The sequence below is a fragment of the Arachnia propionica genome, from assembly GCF_037055325.1.
GTDB lineage: Bacteria > Actinomycetota > Actinomycetes > Propionibacteriales > Propionibacteriaceae > Arachnia.
In genome coordinates this window covers 1,619,065-1,638,371 of sequence record NZ_CP146373.1, presented here as the reverse complement: position 1 = coordinate 1,638,371, position 19,307 = coordinate 1,619,065, and the positions used below count along the sequence as shown (strand labels likewise).

Sequence of the window (19,307 nt, the reverse complement as noted above, 5' to 3'; positions counted from 1 at the left end):
GCTGTGAAGAGACGCTTTCAGTTCTTTGATAAATCGGATAACTGGTGGCGCGGCATCCGATGCTGAAACTGCGGCGATGGGGGGATGTGCGGGAAGGCCTTGGACATTATGAACCTGGACTGCTGGGCCGTCTTCCTCGGCTGCTGAATGCGCAATCAAAGCACACCCCAAGCCTGCCGAAACCATCTCGCGAATACTGGTTGGGCTATGCGTCTCGAACTCTACCTTTGGTGTTGCATTAACCATGCTGAATGCTTCGTCTAGCAAGCGTCGCAATCCACTACCTGAGGGTAGGCAGACAAATGGCTCGTTCATCACGTCAGCCAGCGATGTCACATGTGAAACTCCTGAAAGGGGGGTGATCAGGGCCAAGTGTTCTTTTGCAATCTCGGTGCGGTGGAAACCTTCCCGTTCCCGCTCTCTCTCCACGGGCCCAATCGCGACATCGAGTCGGCCCTGTCGAAGTTCTTCCAGCAACTCGGCAATGAGTCCTGTTCGCAGTGACACCGTCACTCCCGGATATCTCACTCGGAATCGGCTCATCATGCGTACGAGGTTGAAATTACCAAGGAGTGGTGTAGCGGCGAGTCTGATATGTCCAGTGGATACGGAACGGAATGAATGTATGAGTCGTTCTCCTTCGTCAAGATTTGCCAAGGCCCGGCGCACGTAAGGCAAGAACGACTCGCCGGCGGCACTGAGAGAAACTGATCGAGATCGGTGCAGCAAAGTCACCCCCAGAGCCTGTTCTAGCCGTTTGATGTGGGTGGAAACAACTGGCTGGGCCACGTGGAGATCGGCTGCTGCCTTTGTGAATCCGCCGCATCGCACGATCGCCTCGAATGATCTCAGATAACGCAATTCCACCTCTCCATAGTAAAACGATATGGGAAGTATGTCTAATTTGTCTTGGACGTATCGATGGGTATGTGGGTATCGTCCAAGCATGGTATTCATCAAATCCGCAGATTCAACCATTCGACGCTTGGGAAACTTGGAAACCTCATCCTTGGGGTTTGGTTGCATGGGTCTTTCTCAGGGGTACGGCCCTACTGATGACAGCGAGTCCTTGAGCGCTCTCCATGCTGCCATCGACTCCGGTATCACGATGCTCGACACGGCCATGAGCTACGGGCAGGGCCACAATGAAAAACTTGTTGGTAAAGCTGTGTCCACCACCACGGTGGCGCGCGACGATCTCTGCATCGCAACGAAATTTGGCATCGTCAGGCGTGAAGATGGAGTTCAACTGGACGCTCATCCCAGTCGCATCGCTTCCTACTGCGAGGCATCCTTGCGCCGCTTGGGAACAGACGTCATCGATCTGTACTACCTGCATCGTGTGGACCCACGAGTGGCGATCGAAGAGTCCGTCGCAGCGATGGCTGAACTGGTTACCCAGGGAAAAGTTCGTTATCTGGGAGTTTCGGAGGTCACGCCTGATGAGCTGAGACGCGCTCATGCCATTCATCCCATTGCGGCGGTACAGATGGAGTGGTCGCTCATGTGGCGTGAACCGGAGGCCAGCATCGTGCCCACAGCCCGAGAGCTTGGAGTTGGGCTCGTGCCATACAGCCCTCTGGGTCGTGGACTACTGGGTGGTTGGCTTGATGCCGCTACCGTCGCCGACAGTCCTTTTCGAGCGAACGACCCCAGATTTAATGGTGAGCATCTCGCTGCAAACCTGAAACAGGTCGAAGCTCTGACTCGGCTTGCAAGGTCCTGGGGCATGACGACGGCTCAGGTTGCCCTTGCGTGGTTGTTGTCGCAGGGCGATGACGTCGTCCCCATCCCAGGAACGCGGAGGCCAGATCGCGTGAAGGAGAACGCAGCAATCATGCACTCCCGGCTCACTGTGGAGAGCCTCAGAGCGTTGGTTGCTGCTGTTCCTGACAACACATGGGAAGGAGACCGCGCCTCCTTCGCCGTTCCTGTCACAACTCGACCATCCCAGCGCCACAGCTGAGCCGAGGACGCACGGTGGTCTTCTGATGCCGACGTGCCCCGGAAAAGCCCGCCGGAGCCGGATCAATTGATGGATTCGGCTCCGGTCGTGGTGTGTCGTTGCTTCAAGCCGCCAGGAGTGCAGGTGGTTGATCGAGATGGAGCAGGACCGCGGACGTGCTGGTTTCCTGTGATCTGGTCGAAACCGAGCTGCGTCGCATCGCTGTCAGGGAGGGGATCGATCAGGGCGTCGTGACTTGGATTCTCGACGGGGTTGAGTTGGCCGCTCTTGACCGGGCGGTTTACCGCGGCTCAGGTCTGTTGCCCATGCCATACCTGCGGACTCTCGATGTGTTGCATCTCGAAGCAGCGATGCGACTCGATGTCACCGCGGTTCTCACCTACGACCACAGGCTCGGCGAGGCGGCCCGGGCCGTGGGGCTTCAGGTGATCGCACCCGGAACAGCGCATACGTGAAGGTCGGTGATCGGGCAGCGTTCACGGTCGGCCGGCACGGACAGAGCCAGCCTGCTGCGTCCTGCGGTACCTGCGGAGGAACAACCACGCGAGCCCACCGATCAACAACAGCCCCAGGCAGAAGCGGAAAGCGTTCTTCACAAGGATCAGGGTATGAGGCCGTCAGATCAGTTTGATCAGGAGTCTGTGCGCAGGATGTGCCGGCCAGCAAGGTATCGTTGCTTGAGGTGCCAGCCATGGCGATCTCATCCACTACTCCCGGGAACGGCTGTGGAAGGACCTGCCAGCGGTTGCGCTGGACTTTGACCAGGACCCCGAAGGAAAGCATCGAGGTATCGTGAGCACCACACTGATCCTGATCCGGCATGGCGAAACCAGACTGAACGCGCTCGGGGTGTTCCAGGGGCAGCTGGACGAGCCACTCAACGATGTAGGCCTCGGACAGGCCCGGGCGGTCGCGGCATCGATGGCAGCTCTCGAACCGGACGCGATCTATGCGTCCGATCTTCTGCGAGCCACACAGACCGCCGACGAGATCGCAAAGCTGACCGGCCACGAGGTGCACACCGACGAAAGGCTTCGGGAGATCCACTGCGGTTCCTGGCATGGACGCAGCATCGACGAGGTGTCACAGGAGTTCCCCCAACTCGTCGAGTTTCGCCGCAGCGGACAGGACTTCCGACGCTCGGATACCGGCGAGACCGCGGCTGAGGTGGCCGATCGTGTGTGCGAGGCGCTGTTCGAGATCATCAAGGACAACAAGAACCAGACCGTCATGATCGTCAGCCATGGCCTGGCCATCCGGGTCGGGATCGCCCGGCTGCTGGGCCTGCCCGACGAGCTGTCGACGAAACTCGGCACCTTGCAGAACTGCCGCTACGCCCTGGTCAGCCATTCCAAGCGGAGGGTTCGCCTGTCGGCCTACAACCTTCCCGGTTAGTCCGCCGGGATCGGCAGCTTCCCTGACGTTGGACCCGGGCAGGGCCGATCTGCTGCTTCGGATACGGTGTGGCGCGTTTCCACTGCGAAGCGTGGGCAGGAAGGTGTGCTCGAAATCAGTGAGTCACTACACCGTTTTCATGGGGTGGTCTGGCGTCGGCTCCTCCGTGCGATCGGCTGGCAAGGGAAGCGCACGGCCTTCAACGCCTCGTGAGCGGCGTCGGATCGGAAAGGTCATCGCCTGGTGGCGCGGGGTGGTCGGTGACGCCGAGGCGTTTCACTGCGGCTGGGATCAAGACAGCGCCGGAAGCGATGATCACCGCACACGTAGCGCAGGCCAGTAGCCAGCTTCCCGATTCGTAGAGGAAGCCGGCGGCGAGGGAACCAATGGTTGCCCCGGCAAGACACGCCGCCTCGTAGAGGCCCAACCCGCGACCGAGATACGTGCTGCCCGCTGCCTCGGCGATCACGGACTGTTCCACCGGAATCACGCAGGACCACGTGACTGCGGAGAGCGCCCAGAGCGCTGCGATCCACGGCGGATTCGGTGCAAAGGCAAGGACGACGGCGAACAGTGCGCTCGCCGCGGAACCGAGCATCAGTATCCTGCGGCGACCGAATCGCACGACCAGGCGGTGCAGATGGGGCGGGAGGAGGCTCATCGCGACGGCTCCGGGCAGAAACACGTAGGCGACCTGCACCGCCCCGAGATGGAATCCGCGCTGCAGGTGCAGGATCAGCAGCAGACTGATCGTCGTCTCCGCGGTCATCGTGGCCACCACGACCGCGAGCATCGGTCGCAGCCTGGCGCCGAGCCCCCGAAGTGACATGCCCGACAACTCCGTGCCGGCGAGCGCGTCGTCTGGTGCGTCGCGCCGTGGCAGGCTGACAAGCTCCAGGGCGGCTGCGAGGCAGCACGCGGCGACGCCGGCGAACATCCATTGGTATCCGGCAGCGGACAGCAGAAAGATCGCGGGCACCATGATCACCCAGCCCCCGGTTTCTTCTGCGGCCACCAGCTTCGCGAACACGCCCGAGTCCTCGGGCAGGCGCTCGCCGACGATCGCCCGGATCGCCACCCACAGGAGGGCCTCGGCCACGCCGGTCACGATCGCGGCGATCAGCGCCAGCGGCAGGCCCGTTGCCAAGGCGTAGAGTCCGCACCCGGCCGCGAACACCCCCGCACCTGCGCCGGCGATGACGCCTCGATCCATGCGGTCCACGACCACACCGGCGAACGGGCGAACCACGAACGTCGCCAGCGCGTTCGCTGCGACCAGCAATCCGGTCTGCCACGGGGGCAGGCCAAGTATCGCGCCGGCGAATAGGGGAAGAACGAACTGGATGGCTTGATCCACGCCGCTGGCGAGTATCGCGCCGTTCAGCGTCTGGCGTTCCCGCGACGGTGCTGGGGTGTCGGGAGAAGACATCAGCCCTCCAAGTTGTTAATACGATCGTGCTAGTAAAAGTTATGGTAACACGAATGCGCTACCATGGAGGATGCCCAAACTCATTGATCACGACCGGCGCAGGGAGGAGATCGCAGAGGCGACCTGGCGGGTGATCCATGCCCAGGGCATCAGCGGGGTTTCCATCCGCACCGTCGCGGCGGAGGCCGGGATCTCCACCGGCTCGCTCAGGCATGTCTTCCCCAGCAAGGCCGATCTGCTCGTGCATGCAACGGAGCTGGTGGGGCGGCGCGCCCAGGGGCGGATCGAGGAGCATCTGGACGAACCGGATCCTCGTGCGCTCGTCCTCGCCGTCATCAAGGAGCTTCTGCCCCTCGATGCCGAACGGCGGGCCGAGATGGAGGTCAACGTCGCGCTCATAGCCGAGGCCCCCGGTGACGAGCGCGTCAAGGAGGTCCTGGATGTGGCCCATGCAACGGTCCGGGACGCTTGCCGTCACATGGTCGCCCACCTTCACCGGGCCGGGCTCGCCGCGCCGGACCTCGACGTCGAAGAGGCAACAACACTCCTGCACGGGCTGGTGGACGGGCTCGCCATCCACATGCTCGTCAACCCGGATCCCGCCTTCGAGCGACAGGCCCTCCGCATGATCGAAACCACCATCGACGGGCTGTGACCGCCCCGGTTGTGCAACCGTGATTCCTTCTCCAGAGCCTGGTTGGCGTGCAGGAAGAACGGCAACGAAGCGCAATGACCGGTACCGTTGTTCCACATCACTTTTAGGGGAGGTGTGTCCGTGTCCATCAGCGCCAGCGAGGCCCGCAGGACGTTGTTCCCGCTCATCGAGCAGGTCAACGACGATCGCACTGCCGTCGAGATCGTTTCCCGCAAGGGGAACGCCGTTCTCGTGTCCGCCGATGAATACGCTGCGTGGCAGGAGACGGCCTACCTGTTCCGTTCCCCCGCCAATGCCCGCAGGCTGCTTGACGCCTACGAGAGGGCTCGGGAGGGGCGGACCGAGGAACACGATCTCATTCGGGGGAACTGAGGTGCGCCTGGCGTGGGATCCCTCGGCCTGGGAGGATTACACGTACTGGCAGACCCCGGATCGCCGGATTCTCAAGCGGATCAACACTCTCATCGACGCCTGTCTCCGCGACCCCTTCGGCGGGATCGGGAAACCAGAACAACTCAGGTATGGGGCAACCGGGGCGTGGTCGCGGCGCATCACAGAGGAGCATCGGCTCGTGTATCTCGTCGACGGAGACGACCTGGTGATCCTTCAGGCTCGCTACCACTACTGAGTCCAGCATCTTGCGGTCGGGGTGGATGGCCTCGAACTGATAATGGGCCAACGCCATGACCACGAGTGGGTCCACGCCGTGGTCGCTCGTGCAGGAACTTCTCCCACGAGCCCAGGCGATCCAGAATGACCTCACGCCCCTCGGCGGGACGTGTCGAAATTTTGGTGATTTTTCGACACGTTGTGCGGACGTTTCGATGATGTGTACACGTTCCCTCCTGGTTCCGGGGTCTTTATGATCCAGTGGCAGGGGCTCTCGATGCGCCTCTTGCGGGCGATGTGACATCATGCTTGATATCGCTTGAGGGAGGTGGCTGCGGTGGCATCCATCGTTGTCCGAGGCTCGCGACATCCTGACCAAGGGCGTGACCCATCCCAACATCGGTTTGGCCCTCATGCAGGCCGCGCAGGAGATTGGGGGAGTGGACGAGCTGCCCATCCCGGAACGCGATGAAGGCCCTGACCTGATGCCGGTTCAGGCGCGGAGCAGGACTTCACCATGGATGACGACGAACCAGCCGTCCTCGCTGGCGCCCCACTGCCGCCAGGCCTCAGCCATCGTCTCCAGGTCTCTTGTCGTGGCCAGGCCGAGTTCTACCGCCCGCGGGCCGAACGAGGTCAGGCACCGCTGCGCCCAGGTGCCGGACCACCATTCACGGTCCTGCTCGGTGGCGAAACACCAGGCCGACGCCGACGTCGTCACCTCCCGGAAACCCGCGGCCCGCGACCATGCCAGCAGTCTGCTGCCCGCGTCAGGTTCCCCGCCGTTGGCCCGGGCCGTGGCCATGTAGACCTCCAGCCACGAATCCATGCCGGCGGGCTGGGGAAACCACGCATCCGCCGAGTACACGGCGTCACGCGCAGCGACGATCCCCCCGGGGTGGACCACCCGACGCATCTCGGCGAGCGCCGCCACGGGATCGTTCAGGTGCTGGAGCAGCTGGTGGGCGTGGATGACATCAAAGGTGTCGTCGTCGAAGGGCAGCGCGAACACGTCGCCTGCCATCAACTCCACCCGGTCTCGAAGGCCCCGTTCTGTCAGGAGAGCCCGGGCGACATCGAGCACGGCGGGCGAGGCGTCGAGCCCCACGACCCTTCCGGGCGCGACGAGCTCAGCCAGGTCGGCGGTGACGGAGGCGGGTCCGCAGCCGACGTCGAGCAGGTTCATGCCCTGCCGCAGGTGGGGGAGCAGGTATCCCGCCGAGTCCTGGGCGGTGCGACGGGAGTGGCTGGCCAGGACCGCCGCACCGTGGCCGTGGGTGTATCGATGAGTGGTCCCTGGGGTTTGCTCGGAAGCCATGGGGCCAATAGTGGACCGGCGGGATTTCGCGCCGCAGTCATGTCCGGGATGTGAAAAGAGAGGCGACAACGTGTCAGGGTTTGAACGACGCCTCGACGCATGCCTCGTCGTCTCCATCGTCGCGGTGGGCATCATGTCGTTCGCCGGGGAGGCCGTGGAGACCGCGATGAACGTCGCCTTCCCGGCGCTCATGGACGAGTTCGGGGTGAACACCGCGACCGTGCAGTGGGTCACGACCGGGTATCTGCTGGTGCTCTCCGCGATCATGCCGATCTCCTCGTTCTTGAACCGCAGGTTCCGCGCCCGGACGCTCTTCGTCACGGCCATGCTCACCTTCCTGGCCGGGACGATTATGAGTGCGGCCGCCCCGCACTTCGTGCTCCTGATCGGCGGACGCATCCTGCAGGGCATCGGGACGGGTATTGCGCTGCCGCTGATGTTCAACATCGTGCTGCAACAGGTTCCCCACGAACGGATGGGAACCATGATGGGTCTCGCCACGCTCATCACCGCCATCGCCCCGGCCGTGGGGCCCTCACTCGGTGGTTTCCTCAGGCGCGCTCGGGTGGCGTTCGATCTTCCTGGTGCTCGTTCCCTTCCTGGCCATCGCCCTGGTGCTCGGGGCCCTGACGATCCGCCAGGCCCAGGAGACCAGGCGGGTCTCCTTCGCCCCCGTCCAGTTCCTGCTCATGGCGGCCGGGTTCGTCGCCCTCGTCTTCGCCACCAACGCGGCCTCCACCAGCGCATGGACCAGCCCGGAGGTGCTCGGGCTGTTCGTCCTCTCCCTGGTGCTCATGGCCGGTTTTGTCCTGCTCTCCTGGCGCTCCACCGATCCCCTGCTGCGGATGCGGATCTTCACCGACCGCACCTATGCGTTGAGCATCGTCTACGTGGTGCTCATTCAGGCCATCGTGCTGGCGCTGGGATACCTGATCCCGTACTTTGCCCAGGTCGGCAAGTCGATGGACTCCTTCGCCGCGGGCTGTCTACTGCTGCCCGGGTGCATCATCGGCGCGCTCCTCACCCCGTTCGGCGGCGGGATCCTGGACCGCTTCGGTCCCATGCGGCCCATCCTCACCGGCTCCGCCATCGGGGTGGTGCCCTTCGTGCTCTTCGCCGTCCTCGGTGTTCACGGCTCAGGTGTTCGGCTGGCGTTGATCTACGCGCTCTTCCCAATCTGCCAGGGGTTGTCCGTCTCGAACTCCATGACCAACGGCCTGCGTTCCCTTCCCGACGACCTCCAGGCCGACAGCAACGCCGCGTTCAACACCATCCAGCAGCTCGGCGGGGCCATCAGAACCGCGGTGGTGACCGCCATCGTCAACGCGGCCGAGGCGGCCGACCCGGTGGCGGGAACGGCCACGGGCGCCCAGCTCTCGTTCCACGTCCTGACGGGGCAGGGGCGATTCGTCGCTGGGAAGGCGATGGGCGGTGGCATGCTGGAAACGCCCGCAGGGTTTCCGTGCCGAGCCGTCGTCGAGCGCGAGGAGGCTGTCATGACCGGTGAGACCGTGATCGCGGTGCCCGACCCCGACGTCAGGGTGGAGCTGCAGGGAGGTTTCGTGGTGGACACGGACCGCGGTCGGCTCGATCTGGAACGCGTACACCGCTGGTTGTCGACGGATGCGTACTGGGCGCTGGGACGGTCCCGCGATTTCGTGGAGCGGGCCGCGGCGGCGTCGGTGAACTTCGGCGTGTACGGGCCAGACGGCGCGCAGGTTGGGTACGCGCGGGTGGTAACCGATGGTGTTGCCTTCGGGTGGCTCTGCGACGTCTACGTCGCGCGCGAGGTGCGTGGGCGTGGGCTCGGGGTCGCACTGTCCCGGACCGTAGTGGAAACGTTCCGGCGACTCCGGCTAAAGCGGCTCATGCTCATTACCCCCGATGCACACGATCTCTACGCCGAGGTGGGGTTCGTGTCTTTCCCGGACCCGGAGAAGCTGATGGTGCTGGGGCCCGCTGATCGCTGAAGGACGGTCGAGCTGAAGAGTCGGGGATCAACCCCCGATCCGGTTGACGGTCCCGTCGTTGCTGACCGTGGTGCGCATTGCTGAAAAATTGCCCCGAAGAAATCATTGATAATTGAATCAGTGATCTGAGGCGGCGGGGGAGGTTGTTGCTGAAGAAGTTTGGTAACCGCAGTGATTGTTAGTTTGTTTACAATTTGACGGATGCCTCCCCCGCCACGACAAGAGTAATGCATGAGCTGGCGAATTGCCAAAGTTTATCGAAAGTTAGTTATCTCACGGGTGGGAATGTTCGCATTGGTATATTCGCCGAGGTTGGGATTCGAATAACCCGGTGATCCGGGATCTCGGTGATGCTGGATTGCGTGTGCGGGTGGGAACGGATTGTGGGATCAGACGTGGGCGTGATCCGATCATTCATCGGATGTCTGATGTCCTTGATCGTGGAGATGTTTCGGTATGGCTCAAGGCGTCAGATCCAGCGTGGCCGTTTCGATCACCTGTGGCTCCGGTTGACGTCACCTGCGGCAAGCCAACGTCGTTCGATGACCTCGTGGTGGCGTTTCGTCGTCACAAGGGGATTTTTCGCGCTAAACGTAAGTAGTTAGATAACGAAAGTTAGGGAGGATGAGTCGTGTTCTGTCATCCGATTGGCCGGCGTTTTGCAAAATCTGGTGGCATTCGGTGAGTATGGAGTGCGGAAACCCCCGGTTTCAGGGGCTCGGGGGGCATCGGCGAGGGGAAAGTGGTCGTTATCCTGCGCTTTTGCTTTTTGGGGGGATGCGCTAGCGTCATAGCTGAATTTCGAAGGAATAACTGGGCGAGGGAGGGTGTGGATGTCACTGGGTGAGATCAGCGAATGGACTTTGCGGGCCAAATGCCGTGACATGGAGGACGTTTTGTTCCCCGAATCCAAGGATCAGCGGCGGGTCCGAAATATCTGTATGAGCTGTCCAGTGCGCATGGAGTGTCTCGCCGAGGCGCTTGACAATCGCGTCCAATGGGGAGTCTGGGGCGGCATGACCGAACGTGAACGCCGCCGTCTGCTTCGCTCCCGGCCTGACATCACGTCCTGGCGAGAAGTGCTGTCCACTTACGGTCGTCTCGACGAGGCCAGCTGACGGCTGTCCGCGTTTCCTGTGAAGCCAGTTGAGTCGGCCTGCGAGCGTCGGCGCGCGGGCAGCGGCGAAACATCGTGAGCGTGCTCGGGGAGTCGTGGTCGTTCTGGCCCGGGTGGAGTATTTGGTGGCAGGCTTGGGGTATGACCAAATGGGAGTACCTGACCGCACCTATCCTTAGCCATGTGTCGCAGCAGATCCTGAACAATTTCGGGTCCGACGGCTGGGAACTCGTCACCGTCGCACCCGGCCCGACCCCCGAAACGATGGTCGGATATTTCAAGAGGCCGCTGGAGGAAGGGCGATGAGCACTCCTACCCAGCGACTCACCGAACTCGGACTGGCCCTGCCGCCCGTCGCCAAGCCCCTCGCCGCCTACACCCCTGCCCTCACGGTGGGCACTCAGGTGTGGGTCTCCGGGCAGCTGCCCCTGCGCGACGGGAAACTCATCGCCACGGGCCGCCTCGGTGACGCCGTCGACCTGGCCGAAGGCGCAGAGGCCGCGAAGGTCGCGGCCCTCAATGCTCTGGCAGCCATTGCCGACCAGGCCGGGGGCCTCGACAACGTGGCCCGCATCCTCAAGGCCGTGGTGTTCGTCGCCTCCACCACCGACTTCACCGCCCAGCCGCAGGTCGCCAATGGTGCCTCCGAACTGCTCGGTGAGGTCTTCGGCACCCCACACGTGCGCAGTGCCGTCGGGGTGGCGGTCCTGCCCATCGACGCCCCCGTCGAAGTGGAGCTGGTGGCCGAACTCACCGCCAGGTGACGGCGGCCCTGATCGGGTCCAGGCTCGCAGCTGCCTACCCTGACGCTCGCTGCGACCTGGACCACCGTTCACCCTTCGAGCTGCTTGTCGCCGTCGTCCTGTCCGCCCAGACCACCGACGCCCGCGTCAACCAGGTCACCCCAGAGCTCTTTGCCCGCTATCCCGATGCGGAGCACCTCGCGGAGGCGGAACAGGACGACGTCGCGGACATCATCAGCAGCCTCGGGCTGTACCGCTCCAAGGCGAGATCGCTGACCGGACTGGCCCGCGCGCTCGTTGCCGACCACGACGGCCTGGTGCCAGACAGCCTTGACGAGCTGGTGAAATTGCCCGGAGTGGGGCGCAAGACCGCCAATGTCGTGCTCGGGGACGCTTTCGGTATCCCCGGGATCACCCCCGACACCCACGTCATCCGCGTTTCGAACCGGTTTGGCTGGGTGCACTCCGTCAAACCCGATGACGTGGAGCGCGCAGTCGGGGCGCTGTTCCCGCCCGGCGAGTGGGTGATGCTCTGTCACCGCATTATCTGGCACGGTCGTCGCTGCTGTCGCGCTCGCACACCTGCCTGCACCGCCTGCCCCGTGGAGGATCTGTGTCCCAGCTCTCAGGCCTGACGGCGGCGCTGCGCGACGGCGTGACCGGGCCGCTCGGTCAGTTCGGTCGTGCCCCCGGCGACGCGCGCCGGGCCGCCGTCCTGATCCTGCTCAGCGACGAACCCGACCCAGCCGTCCTGTTCACTGAACGCGCCGGGGGACTGCGCTCACACGCCGGACAGATCTCCTTTCCCGGGGGTGGCGCGGACATCGGCGAAACCCCCGTCGCCACGGCGCTGAGGGAAGCCCGCGAAGAGGTCGGCCTGGATGCGGGGCTCGTCACCGTCCTCGGCCAGCTTCCGACGGCCTGGGTGCCGGTCAGCGGCTATGAGGTCACCCCCGTCATCGCGCAGTGGTCTGAGCTGCAGCCGCTGGCGCCCGTCGATCCCGGGGAAGTCGCGAACGTGCTTCAGTTGCGGATATCGCAACTCAGTGACCCTGCGAACCGCGTCACGGCCACTGTTCCCGGCGGTTATCGTGGCCCCGGATTCCAGCTCGGGGAGCTGTTTATCTGGGGTATGACCGCCCACCTCCTCGACGTTATCCTGCGGATCGCGGGCTGGGAGCGGTCGTGGGACCAGGGTCGGGAGGTACCGGTGCCGGGTCGTTTCCTGAGGGACTGACCCACTGCATCACCGTTGCTTCGCTGGTCTTGTCTACGGTTCGCTGGCCTTGTCTACGGTTCGCTGGGCTTGTCGATGTTTGCTGGCCTCACAGTGCAGGCAAACGTGAACAAGCCCAGCGAAACAGGGTCAAGGCCAGCAAATCGGGGTCAAGCCCAGCGAGGCGGGGTGGGGAGGGTGGCGGTCAGAGCGCCGGCGGGAGGGGGATGCTGAGCACGACCGTCCAACGACCTGGGGTACGGGTGACGTCGAAGCTGTCGAGGAGAACGCTCAACCCCAGTGCGACCGAGGTGATGGTGAGGTCGCGACTCTGAAGGCCTTTGACGATCCCGGAGTTGATGATGGCGGCGGTGATCCCCGTTCCTGGTGATGGGTCCCGCGGCCTGAAAACCGCTCCGCCAGAGCTACCAGGCGCCCCGAGTAGCATGTCGTCCACAGTGGGGGAAGGAATTCCAAGAAGGCAAGGATGGCCCATGGGCGACCCGGATATTCACATCATCGGTGCCGGCCCGGTCGGGTTGGCCACGGCGTTGCTGCTGGCTGCCCAAGACCGGTGCGTCACAATCCACGAGGCGCGGGATGCCATGTCTCTGACCGATGCGAACAGTTACCCGATCGGGGTGAACCCGCGTGGTCAGGAGACGTTGCGGCGTATCGATCCGCGTCTGGTTGAGGAGTTGCGCGCGCAGGGTGAACTTGTCGAGGGATTCAAGATCCGTGCCGGGCGCCGGATGCTTGCGTCGTTGCGGTCTGGCGCCATCGTCGGTACCACCCGAGCCCGGCTCACGGGCATCCTTCTGGCTGCAGTGGAACAGGACCGGCGAATCACTCTCAGCACCGGCCACAGGCTGGAGGCCATCGATCTGGCCTCCCGAACTCTGCAGTTCGCAGGGCCCCGTGCGGTCGAGGTGGGAAACGGTTTGGTCATCGCATGTGATGGGGTCTGGTCGAAGACGCGTCAGAGCATGGCTGAGCAGTGTGCTGATTTCGCCCCGGAGGTGAGTGACTGGGGCCTCCAGTTTCGTGTTCTCTTCTCGGCACCTGGTGCAGTGGCTCCCGGGCTGGATCCGAATTGGCATCACATTTTCACGGGCAAAGGTATCTACACTGCGACGCTGCCGGACGGTGTGTGGTGCATTGCGATCGCGGCTATCAAGGGCGACCCAGCGGAGGCTCTGCTTTTGTCGAGGGAGCCTACGGAGGACCACATCAGCGCCCTGCGTCGGCACCTGCGGCAGTACGCCCCGCTCGTCCTTCCCTTGCTCACTCGTGACGCCTATGTGGATTTCTTCGGGCGGGTTCCCTTCGGTGGTGCCGTTGTGCGCTGTCCCCGGGTGTCCCATGACGGGTGGCTCGTCCTTCTTGGTGATGCTGCCCATTCCGTCATCCCGCCGACAGGTGAGGGCGTCAATTCCGGTCTGGAGGACGCGATGCTGCTGGCTGATGCGCTGGCCTCTGGTAGCTCGATGCCGTTGCGCGAATACGACGAGGGTCGAGTTCCTGACCTGAAGGCACTCGGTGAGTATGCGTGTCATCTCAGGGACAACGTCGTCAACGAGGATCCGGTTCGATCCGTCAGTAACGTCGGGCTCCGAATTCTTTCGGCGGTAGCTGGTCTCGTTGGTCAGAAGGGCGGTGATCTGGAGAGGCGGCTTTTCGGCCCTGATGCAGGCCGGATGCCTTATCGGGACGCCATTGGGCCGTGGATCCAGTTCCGGGATCGCTGGACCCCGCCCCTGCGCCGGATCGCGACAGGCGTGATGAGACGTGTCAACAAACCGATCAGCGCGGAACCTCAGACCCTCGCCGCGCACCAGCCCGAGGGTGGTCGACGGCGGATCAGCGTCATCGGCGGCTCGTCCGGCACGGGCAGGGAACTTGCGGAGTTGGCGCTGAAGCGGGGCTTCGAGGTTACGTGTCTTTCCCGTCGCGGTGCTGGTCCTATCGGGGCGCGCCTTGTTGCCGGCGATGCCTGTGACCCGGAGGTCGTGCGCCACGCGTTGAAGGATGCCACGGCGGTTTTTGTCACCGTCGGTGGCGGTAACGACGGCAGTCGTGATCGAACTGCCATCACCCAGGCCGTCCTCAAGGCTGCCGGGCAGACAGGTCTACGCCGGATCGTCGTGCAGTCCTCGTTGGGCGCTGGTGCTTCCGCAGGAATGTTGCTCCCCGGCATGCGGCATCTGGCAACCCGTATGCTCGCCCCGGCCCTCGCCGACCACACCGCCCAGGAACATGTGGTCCAAGAGTCGGGACTGGATTGGACGATTGTCCGACCGGTAGGTCTGACCAACAAGCGGGCCACGGGCAAGGTCCGAGAGCTTCGGGATGCCGAGAGCGGCTGGTTGGGATGGCCAATCCCCAGGGCTGATGTCGCTGGTCACATGCTCCGTTGCCTGGATGACGAGTCGACGATTCAAGAGTGCATAGCGATCTCAGGGCGCTGCGTCCTGGGGCAGAATCGTTCCAGCCACCGTTGAATGCGGCGTCAGGCCAGGTGCGGGCGCTGCGGTGTCAGGTGATTCTGTGTGAGCGCATCACGATCCGCGCCATCACTTCAACCGGCTGAGGATCGCTCAACCATCCCACATCGCCGCCGCGTTCGCGCTCGCCGCCATCAGCACCGTTTTGGACAAGCAAAAGGTGATCGACCAACCCGCCTGGCTCCGCAAAGTCGAGCGTCAGCGAGCCGACGAACGCGGGTGGCGCCACGCCCGCCTCGGCTACAGGCGTGGCCACCGTGTCATCGAACGCACTTTCGTCTCCACGAGCGAGCAAACGACACCACGTGCCGAGGCCTTTTCGCGGCAGCACTGCCAGCCCCTCAATCCGCCTGCCAGGAAAGGGGTGACTCGGTTGGCAGGGTTTCTCTCTCGTCTGTCGCCAAGTTGACTGCAAACCGGAGGTGCGACCGAGCCTCGTGGCGGCCATCAGCCTCATCCATGATCTGGAATACGGCAGCATCGGTCTTCTCCAGGGTGTCCGGTCTGACGGTGAAGCTCGTCTCCCGACTTCACACATGGGCGTCGAGCGCGACGAAGGCGACGGTCGCGGTGGCCTCATCAAGGGCGATGATCTCCGTGAGCGGCCCACCAAGTACCAAGTACAGATGTGCTCCGAACTTGTGTGCCCACTGCGCAAACTCGGGGTGACATGTCTCGGACGGCATGAAGGCTCAGGACTGCAGGTTCGTGATAACTAGCAACGGCTGGGGAGCTTGCAGCGTTTCAGGCATCAGACCTCCATCGTCTCCAAGTTCTTTGTGAAGTCTATGTAAAACATTGCGACGGCTACTCGTCCTTGTTGTTAGCTCAGTACTTAGTGACGGACCTGACATGGCGGATAGCGCGCACCTGACAGGCAGACCTTTCCTGTTTCCCTGCCCTCCCGGTCACGTCCCGGCGGGCAGATCCCTTTCCTGACTTGGATCATGTGTGGTCACAACGCAGGCAAGCGTAAACAAGCCCAGCGAAACAGGGTAAGGCCAGCAAACCGAGGGTGGGGGAGAACAGCGGTCAGGGTGCTTTGAGCGCTGCACAGACAGGGAAGAACCTCAGTCCGGTTTCTCGCCCATGCGGATGGTACGCATGGTGTAGAGGCTCTCCCGCTTATGGGGATCTCCTTCCCTGAACCATGCCGCATCGTCGGTGCGCAGCTCCTTGCCGTCCGGGGTGGCGGGCAGCCAGGCTACGGGGACGTAGGAGGTTTTCTGTTGATCGGCGTCGTCGGGTACGGAGCGTTGCAGCAGGAAACCGGACCCCGTGGACAGGTCCGCGGAAACAACGTCTAGACCTGTGATGTCGAAGGCGACCCCGGAGTCGATATTGAACAACTCCTCGGGCAGCTTGTCCGTGGAACCCGCTCTGATGGCGGCGGTCGCGGCCTCCGAGTCTTGGTAGCGGAAGACCCAGCTCCCGTCATGGACATCGGTGACACCCGTAACGGTGCCCAGCTCCTTACCCGAGGTGCTGATCCGGGTGAGGGTGGTGGGCAGGTGACCGCGTTCCCGCATCTTCTGGGACGACACGAGCACGGAATCCGAGGTGGCTCCGGCGAGCCACCGATCGGTGCGGAAACTGGTGGGCTCGGCCTGTGGGTCGGTGAAGGAGAAGACGTTGAGGGCTCCGGTGCCTGCCGGATAGAAGTGCTGGGAGGTTTCAACCACCAGGGAATCGTTGGTGAGGGCCTGCCCCAGCACCAAACCGGAGACCTCGACGGTGCGGGTCGCGTTGCCGGTTTCGGTGTCGAGGATGACGATGTGCATGCGTTGGTCGCTCGCGTCGCTGGAGCTCCTCGAGACCAGGTACGGTTTGACCATGATCGCCAGGTGATGTCCATCCGGGCTGGTGACGATGCGGGCTGGTTCGAGCGAGTTGAGGATGTCCTGGGCCGTCCCGGCGCTGTTGTGATGGTTCTCTGAGGATGCCGGTTCCAGGATGCGAGCCCACTTCAGAGAACCACTCGCCGGGTCGAGGCAGAGGATCTTGGTCGTCTCGGTGTCGTTGCTTTTCGGGGAGGTATCCAAGGGATAGTAGGTATTGATGATGACGATGATGCCGAAGGGCGTGGAATGCACTGAAGGGCCGCGGGCGAGCATCATGCTGTTGTTCAGATCCCAGGCGGTACCGTCGAGGGTGGGAGCGGTGAAGGGGGAGTAGCTGTTTCCCGCGTCTTCCAGGCTCAGGGAGAAGGGCGGGGCGGGGGAGCTGTCGCGGTTCGCTGCCGGGGCGCACGACCCGAGCGGAAGAAGGACGAGAAGCAGTGCCGCCGACAGCCGGAGCACCGTGTTCCAGGTTTTCATCAGGACTCTCCCGTCAGGCCGTACAGGTGATGAACGTGCTGGTGGACGTAGCTGGTATCGGTGTTGTCGTTGTGTGACTCGTACCCGACTCCGGATTCGGGGTCGAAGGCCACGAGGGTGAGACCCGGGGCCGTCATGAAAATGGTTGAGGCGGTTTCTCCTTTGTGCGGGGCCGCGAGCTGAGGCAGGGCCTCAGGGGACCTGGCGCCCAGCGAGTCGGGAGGCTCGGCCGTGGTCCCCGGGGCGATGGGCATCATGGCCGCCTGTGAACCGTCGCTGGGCTGCACGATGATCGCTCCGTTCCTCGACCCGTCGCCGGTGATCACGGCGATTCCCACCGTGGCTGCTGCGAGCCCGGGGTAGTGGGATGCCTGAGTGGTGGTGCGGGTGACCGGATCGAATACTGCTCCCACCTTTGGTTTGTTGTATCTGTCGTGAAGTTCCCAAATGGGAAGAGGATCGGGTGAATAGTCCGGGTAGGCGGCGAGGGTTCCCGTCGCCCTGGATGCGTAGGAATTGATGCCCGTCGTCTTGCCCAGGGCCACCGGGGATTTCGGTTCCAGGCCGGCGAGGGAGTCGAGGGTGACGGCCTCCGTCTCGATGCCGTTGGTGATTATTTCGTGGGTCTTTCCATATTCGTTGGGTTCGCTGTTGTGAACATCGATTGGTTCCGTGAAGTGTGCGACCCACCCGCCTGCGACGACGGGAGTGGAGTGCCTGCCTCCGACCGCGATGCTCACCACCTCGGAAACCTTCGTGGGATCGGTGTCGGGGGCGATTTTCAGAACGCCGTCGAGAGCTTTGTCACTGTATAATTCGTTCTCGGTGTAGCTGAGAATGAAGGGATTGTGTCCCGCCGGACCGGAGTAATCCGTCGACTCGCCGGCGGGGTTGTGGGTCGAACGGTGGGGCCCTTTCATGGTCCAGCGCTGCTGCCCATCGGTCAGATTGTAGGCGGTGTCGCCGTCCAGAAGGGCGGAATCGCTGAGCTGGATGCGCCAGGTTGTATTGGAGGGATGCTCCCCGGTGACCTGCCCGGTGAGGGTGTCGATGACGATGGTCACGGCGTCGTACACCAGGGTCTTGTCTGTACGGTCCTGGCTGTCCCGGTGTTTATCCGTCAGGTCTTTCGCGCTCCTGATTCGGAAGGCGACGTGGCGACCGGTTGGGCTGGTTGTGGCAAGGGACCCTTGGGGAATCTCGTTGCCGAGGAATGGCAGACTAACGTAGGAGGCCCTGTCGCGGCGGTAGCTCCACAGAACGGAGCCGTCGGTGGGATTCAAAGCGGTCAATCCCTCGTCGGTGAAAAGCATCGGGCCTGCCGCACCGGCGGCCACCTCCAGCAGCCCCGGGACCTCCTTCTCCCAAGTGGGTGTGGTGCTGATGCGGGTGGGCCGAGCGGGCAGGCTACCCGGGGGCGGGGACGCAGCGACCTGGGAGACTGGATTCGTGAACACATGAACCAGTAGCACCGCCAGCACCAGCGCAAGGACGGGGGGCAGGACGCGGGTGAGCCGGCGAACCCTGGTGTCCGGCGATACGGGGGTGCGTAGCAGGGGACGGAAGCGGGCGGGGTCGTCGGAGGCCTCGGGGCGCGGATCCATGCCGTCGCGGATGCCCCGCAGCAGCAGGTCGGATGCCGCGAACAACCCGAGCCCGAGGGAAACTAAGGCCATGACCAGCAGCAACCCCAACCGGATCGACGACTGCTCGTAAATCACCCACCATCGACGACAGTGGAAACCGACCGCCGCGATCGAACCCACCGTGACGATCACGGTCGGGGTGATTCTCCGGAAGCCCAACCAGACGGCCAACAGCCAGAAAACCGGTATCGCGGCGAGTGTCAGGAGGTGAGGAGTGATGGTGGGTAGGAGCAGGGCGATGTCGCCCCAGGATGGGATCGCCAGAAGCGCAGCGATAGCGACGACCCCTAGCCCCGCCAGCCTCAGATCCCTGAGGCTAGGAATGAAACGCAGCGAAGGAGCTACGGTCCTGATGGCGGTGTCGGATGTCTGGGGCATATTTCATTGTCGAACACGAACGGGTCATGTGCGAGCAGTTATT

General features: G+C 63.4%; 20 protein-coding genes and 2 pseudogenes. 14 read left to right on the top strand and 8 right to left on the bottom strand.

The window, feature by feature from the left end; translation table 11 throughout:
- Positions 1–27 precede the first annotated feature (27 nt).
- Positions 28–948 (bottom strand): annotated as a pseudogene (locus tag V7R84_RS07605) (LysR family transcriptional regulator); the annotation flags it as partial.
- 76 nt (positions 949–1,024) lie between these two features.
- Between V7R84_RS07605 and V7R84_RS07600 the strand changes: the two are divergent.
- The 3 genes from V7R84_RS07600 to V7R84_RS07590 all read left to right on the top strand — a co-directional run bounded on the left by V7R84_RS07600 (position 1,025) and on the right by V7R84_RS07590 (position 3,361).
- Positions 1,025–1,966, top strand: coding sequence for an aldo/keto reductase (locus tag V7R84_RS07600; RefSeq protein WP_338573719.1), 942 nt, complete (start codon positions 1,025–1,027; stop codon positions 1,964–1,966).
- Between the two features lie 155 nt (positions 1,967–2,121).
- Positions 2,122–2,421 (top strand): PIN domain-containing protein, encoded by a 300-nt coding sequence (locus tag V7R84_RS07595; RefSeq protein WP_338573717.1) that lies wholly within the window; start codon positions 2,122–2,124, stop codon positions 2,419–2,421.
- A gap of 337 nt (positions 2,422–2,758) precedes the next feature.
- On the top strand, positions 2,759–3,361 hold the full coding sequence (locus V7R84_RS07590; RefSeq protein WP_338573714.1) for a histidine phosphatase family protein: 603 nt from the start codon (positions 2,759–2,761) through the stop codon (positions 3,359–3,361).
- Between the two features lie 199 nt (positions 3,362–3,560).
- Here V7R84_RS07590 and V7R84_RS07585 read toward each other — a convergent pair whose 3' ends face one another.
- Complete coding sequence (locus tag V7R84_RS07585) at positions 3,561–4,790, bottom strand: MFS transporter (protein ID WP_338573712.1); 1,230 nt, start codon at positions 4,788–4,790, stop codon at positions 3,561–3,563.
- Between the two features lie 70 nt (positions 4,791–4,860).
- On the opposite strand from V7R84_RS07585, the gene V7R84_RS07580 reads away from it, so the two are divergent.
- From V7R84_RS07580 to V7R84_RS07570, 3 genes are all read left to right on the top strand, one after another.
- Positions 4,861–5,445: a TetR/AcrR family transcriptional regulator gene (locus tag V7R84_RS07580; protein ID WP_338573710.1), complete on the top strand. Its 585-nt coding sequence runs from the start codon at positions 4,861–4,863 to the stop codon at positions 5,443–5,445.
- Between the two features lie 120 nt (positions 5,446–5,565).
- Complete coding sequence (locus tag V7R84_RS07575; protein WP_338573707.1) at positions 5,566–5,817, top strand: type II toxin-antitoxin system prevent-host-death family antitoxin; 252 nt, start codon at positions 5,566–5,568, stop codon at positions 5,815–5,817.
- A gap of 1 nt (position 5,818) precedes the next feature.
- Positions 5,819–6,073 (top strand): Txe/YoeB family addiction module toxin, encoded by a 255-nt coding sequence (locus tag V7R84_RS07570; protein ID WP_338573704.1) that lies wholly within the window; start codon positions 5,819–5,821, stop codon positions 6,071–6,073.
- Between the two features lie 474 nt (positions 6,074–6,547).
- Here the strand turns inward: V7R84_RS07570 and V7R84_RS07565 are convergent, their stop codons facing one another.
- Entirely contained in the window at positions 6,548–7,372 is an 825-nt protein-coding gene (locus V7R84_RS07565) for a class I SAM-dependent methyltransferase (RefSeq protein ID WP_412728115.1), read from the bottom strand.
- On the opposite strand from V7R84_RS07565, the pseudogene V7R84_RS15470 reads away from it, so the two are divergent.
- The 7 genes and pseudogenes from V7R84_RS15470 to V7R84_RS07535 all read left to right on the top strand — a co-directional run.
- Positions 7,371–7,865, top strand: a pseudogene (locus tag V7R84_RS15470) (MFS transporter); the annotation flags it as partial. The gene V7R84_RS07565 and the pseudogene V7R84_RS15470 overlap by 2 nt on opposite strands.
- Before the next feature lie 49 nt (positions 7,866–7,914).
- On the top strand, positions 7,915–9,342 hold the full coding sequence (locus V7R84_RS07560) for an MFS transporter (protein ID WP_338573699.1): 1,428 nt from the start codon (positions 7,915–7,917) through the stop codon (positions 9,340–9,342).
- Positions 9,343–10,175: 833 nt separating this feature from the next.
- The gene (locus V7R84_RS07555) at positions 10,176–10,460 is read left to right on the top strand and encodes a WhiB family transcriptional regulator (RefSeq protein WP_338573697.1); all 285 of its coding nucleotides are present in this window, start codon (positions 10,176–10,178) and stop codon (positions 10,458–10,460) included.
- Positions 10,461–10,600: 140 nt separating this feature from the next.
- Positions 10,601–10,765, top strand: coding sequence for a DUF4177 domain-containing protein (locus V7R84_RS07550; RefSeq protein WP_338573694.1), 165 nt, complete (start codon positions 10,601–10,603; stop codon positions 10,763–10,765).
- Complete coding sequence (locus V7R84_RS07545; protein ID WP_338573691.1) at positions 10,762–11,223, top strand: RidA family protein; 462 nt, start codon at positions 10,762–10,764, stop codon at positions 11,221–11,223. The genes V7R84_RS07550 and V7R84_RS07545 overlap by 4 nt, the downstream gene beginning before the upstream one ends.
- Positions 11,220–11,837 (top strand): endonuclease III, encoded by a 618-nt coding sequence (gene nth, locus V7R84_RS07540; RefSeq protein ID WP_338573689.1) that lies wholly within the window; start codon positions 11,220–11,222, stop codon positions 11,835–11,837. The genes V7R84_RS07545 and nth overlap by 4 nt, the downstream gene beginning before the upstream one ends.
- Entirely contained in the window at positions 11,816–12,439 is a 624-nt protein-coding gene (locus V7R84_RS07535) for a CoA pyrophosphatase (RefSeq protein WP_338573687.1), read from the top strand. The genes nth and V7R84_RS07535 overlap by 22 nt, the downstream gene beginning before the upstream one ends.
- A gap of 184 nt (positions 12,440–12,623) precedes the next feature.
- On the opposite strand, the gene V7R84_RS07530 is transcribed toward V7R84_RS07535, so the two are convergent.
- Positions 12,624–12,875, bottom strand: coding sequence for a hypothetical protein (locus tag V7R84_RS07530; protein ID WP_338573684.1), 252 nt, complete (start codon positions 12,873–12,875; stop codon positions 12,624–12,626).
- A gap of 37 nt (positions 12,876–12,912) precedes the next feature.
- On the opposite strand from V7R84_RS07530, the gene V7R84_RS07525 reads away from it, so the two are divergent.
- Complete coding sequence (locus V7R84_RS07525) at positions 12,913–14,919, top strand: NAD(P)H-binding protein (RefSeq protein ID WP_338573681.1); 2,007 nt, start codon at positions 12,913–12,915, stop codon at positions 14,917–14,919.
- A gap of 34 nt (positions 14,920–14,953) precedes the next feature.
- On the opposite strand, the gene V7R84_RS07520 is transcribed toward V7R84_RS07525, so the two are convergent.
- From V7R84_RS07520 to V7R84_RS07505, 4 genes are all read right to left on the bottom strand, one after another.
- The gene (locus V7R84_RS07520; RefSeq protein WP_338573680.1) at positions 14,954–15,253 is read right to left on the bottom strand and encodes a hypothetical protein; all 300 of its coding nucleotides are present in this window, start codon (positions 15,251–15,253) and stop codon (positions 14,954–14,956) included.
- Between the two features lie 199 nt (positions 15,254–15,452).
- Entirely contained in the window at positions 15,453–15,608 is a 156-nt protein-coding gene (locus V7R84_RS07515) for a hypothetical protein (RefSeq protein ID WP_338573679.1), read from the bottom strand.
- Positions 15,609–15,992: 384 nt separating this feature from the next.
- On the bottom strand, positions 15,993–17,240 hold the full coding sequence (locus tag V7R84_RS07510) for a hypothetical protein (protein ID WP_338573677.1): 1,248 nt from the start codon (positions 17,238–17,240) through the stop codon (positions 15,993–15,995).
- The gene (locus V7R84_RS07505) at positions 17,240–19,264 is read right to left on the bottom strand and encodes a hypothetical protein (protein WP_338573674.1); all 2,025 of its coding nucleotides are present in this window, start codon (positions 19,262–19,264) and stop codon (positions 17,240–17,242) included. Before V7R84_RS07505 ends, V7R84_RS07510 begins: the two co-directional genes overlap by 1 nt.
- Between the last annotated feature and the right edge of the window lie 43 nt (positions 19,265–19,307).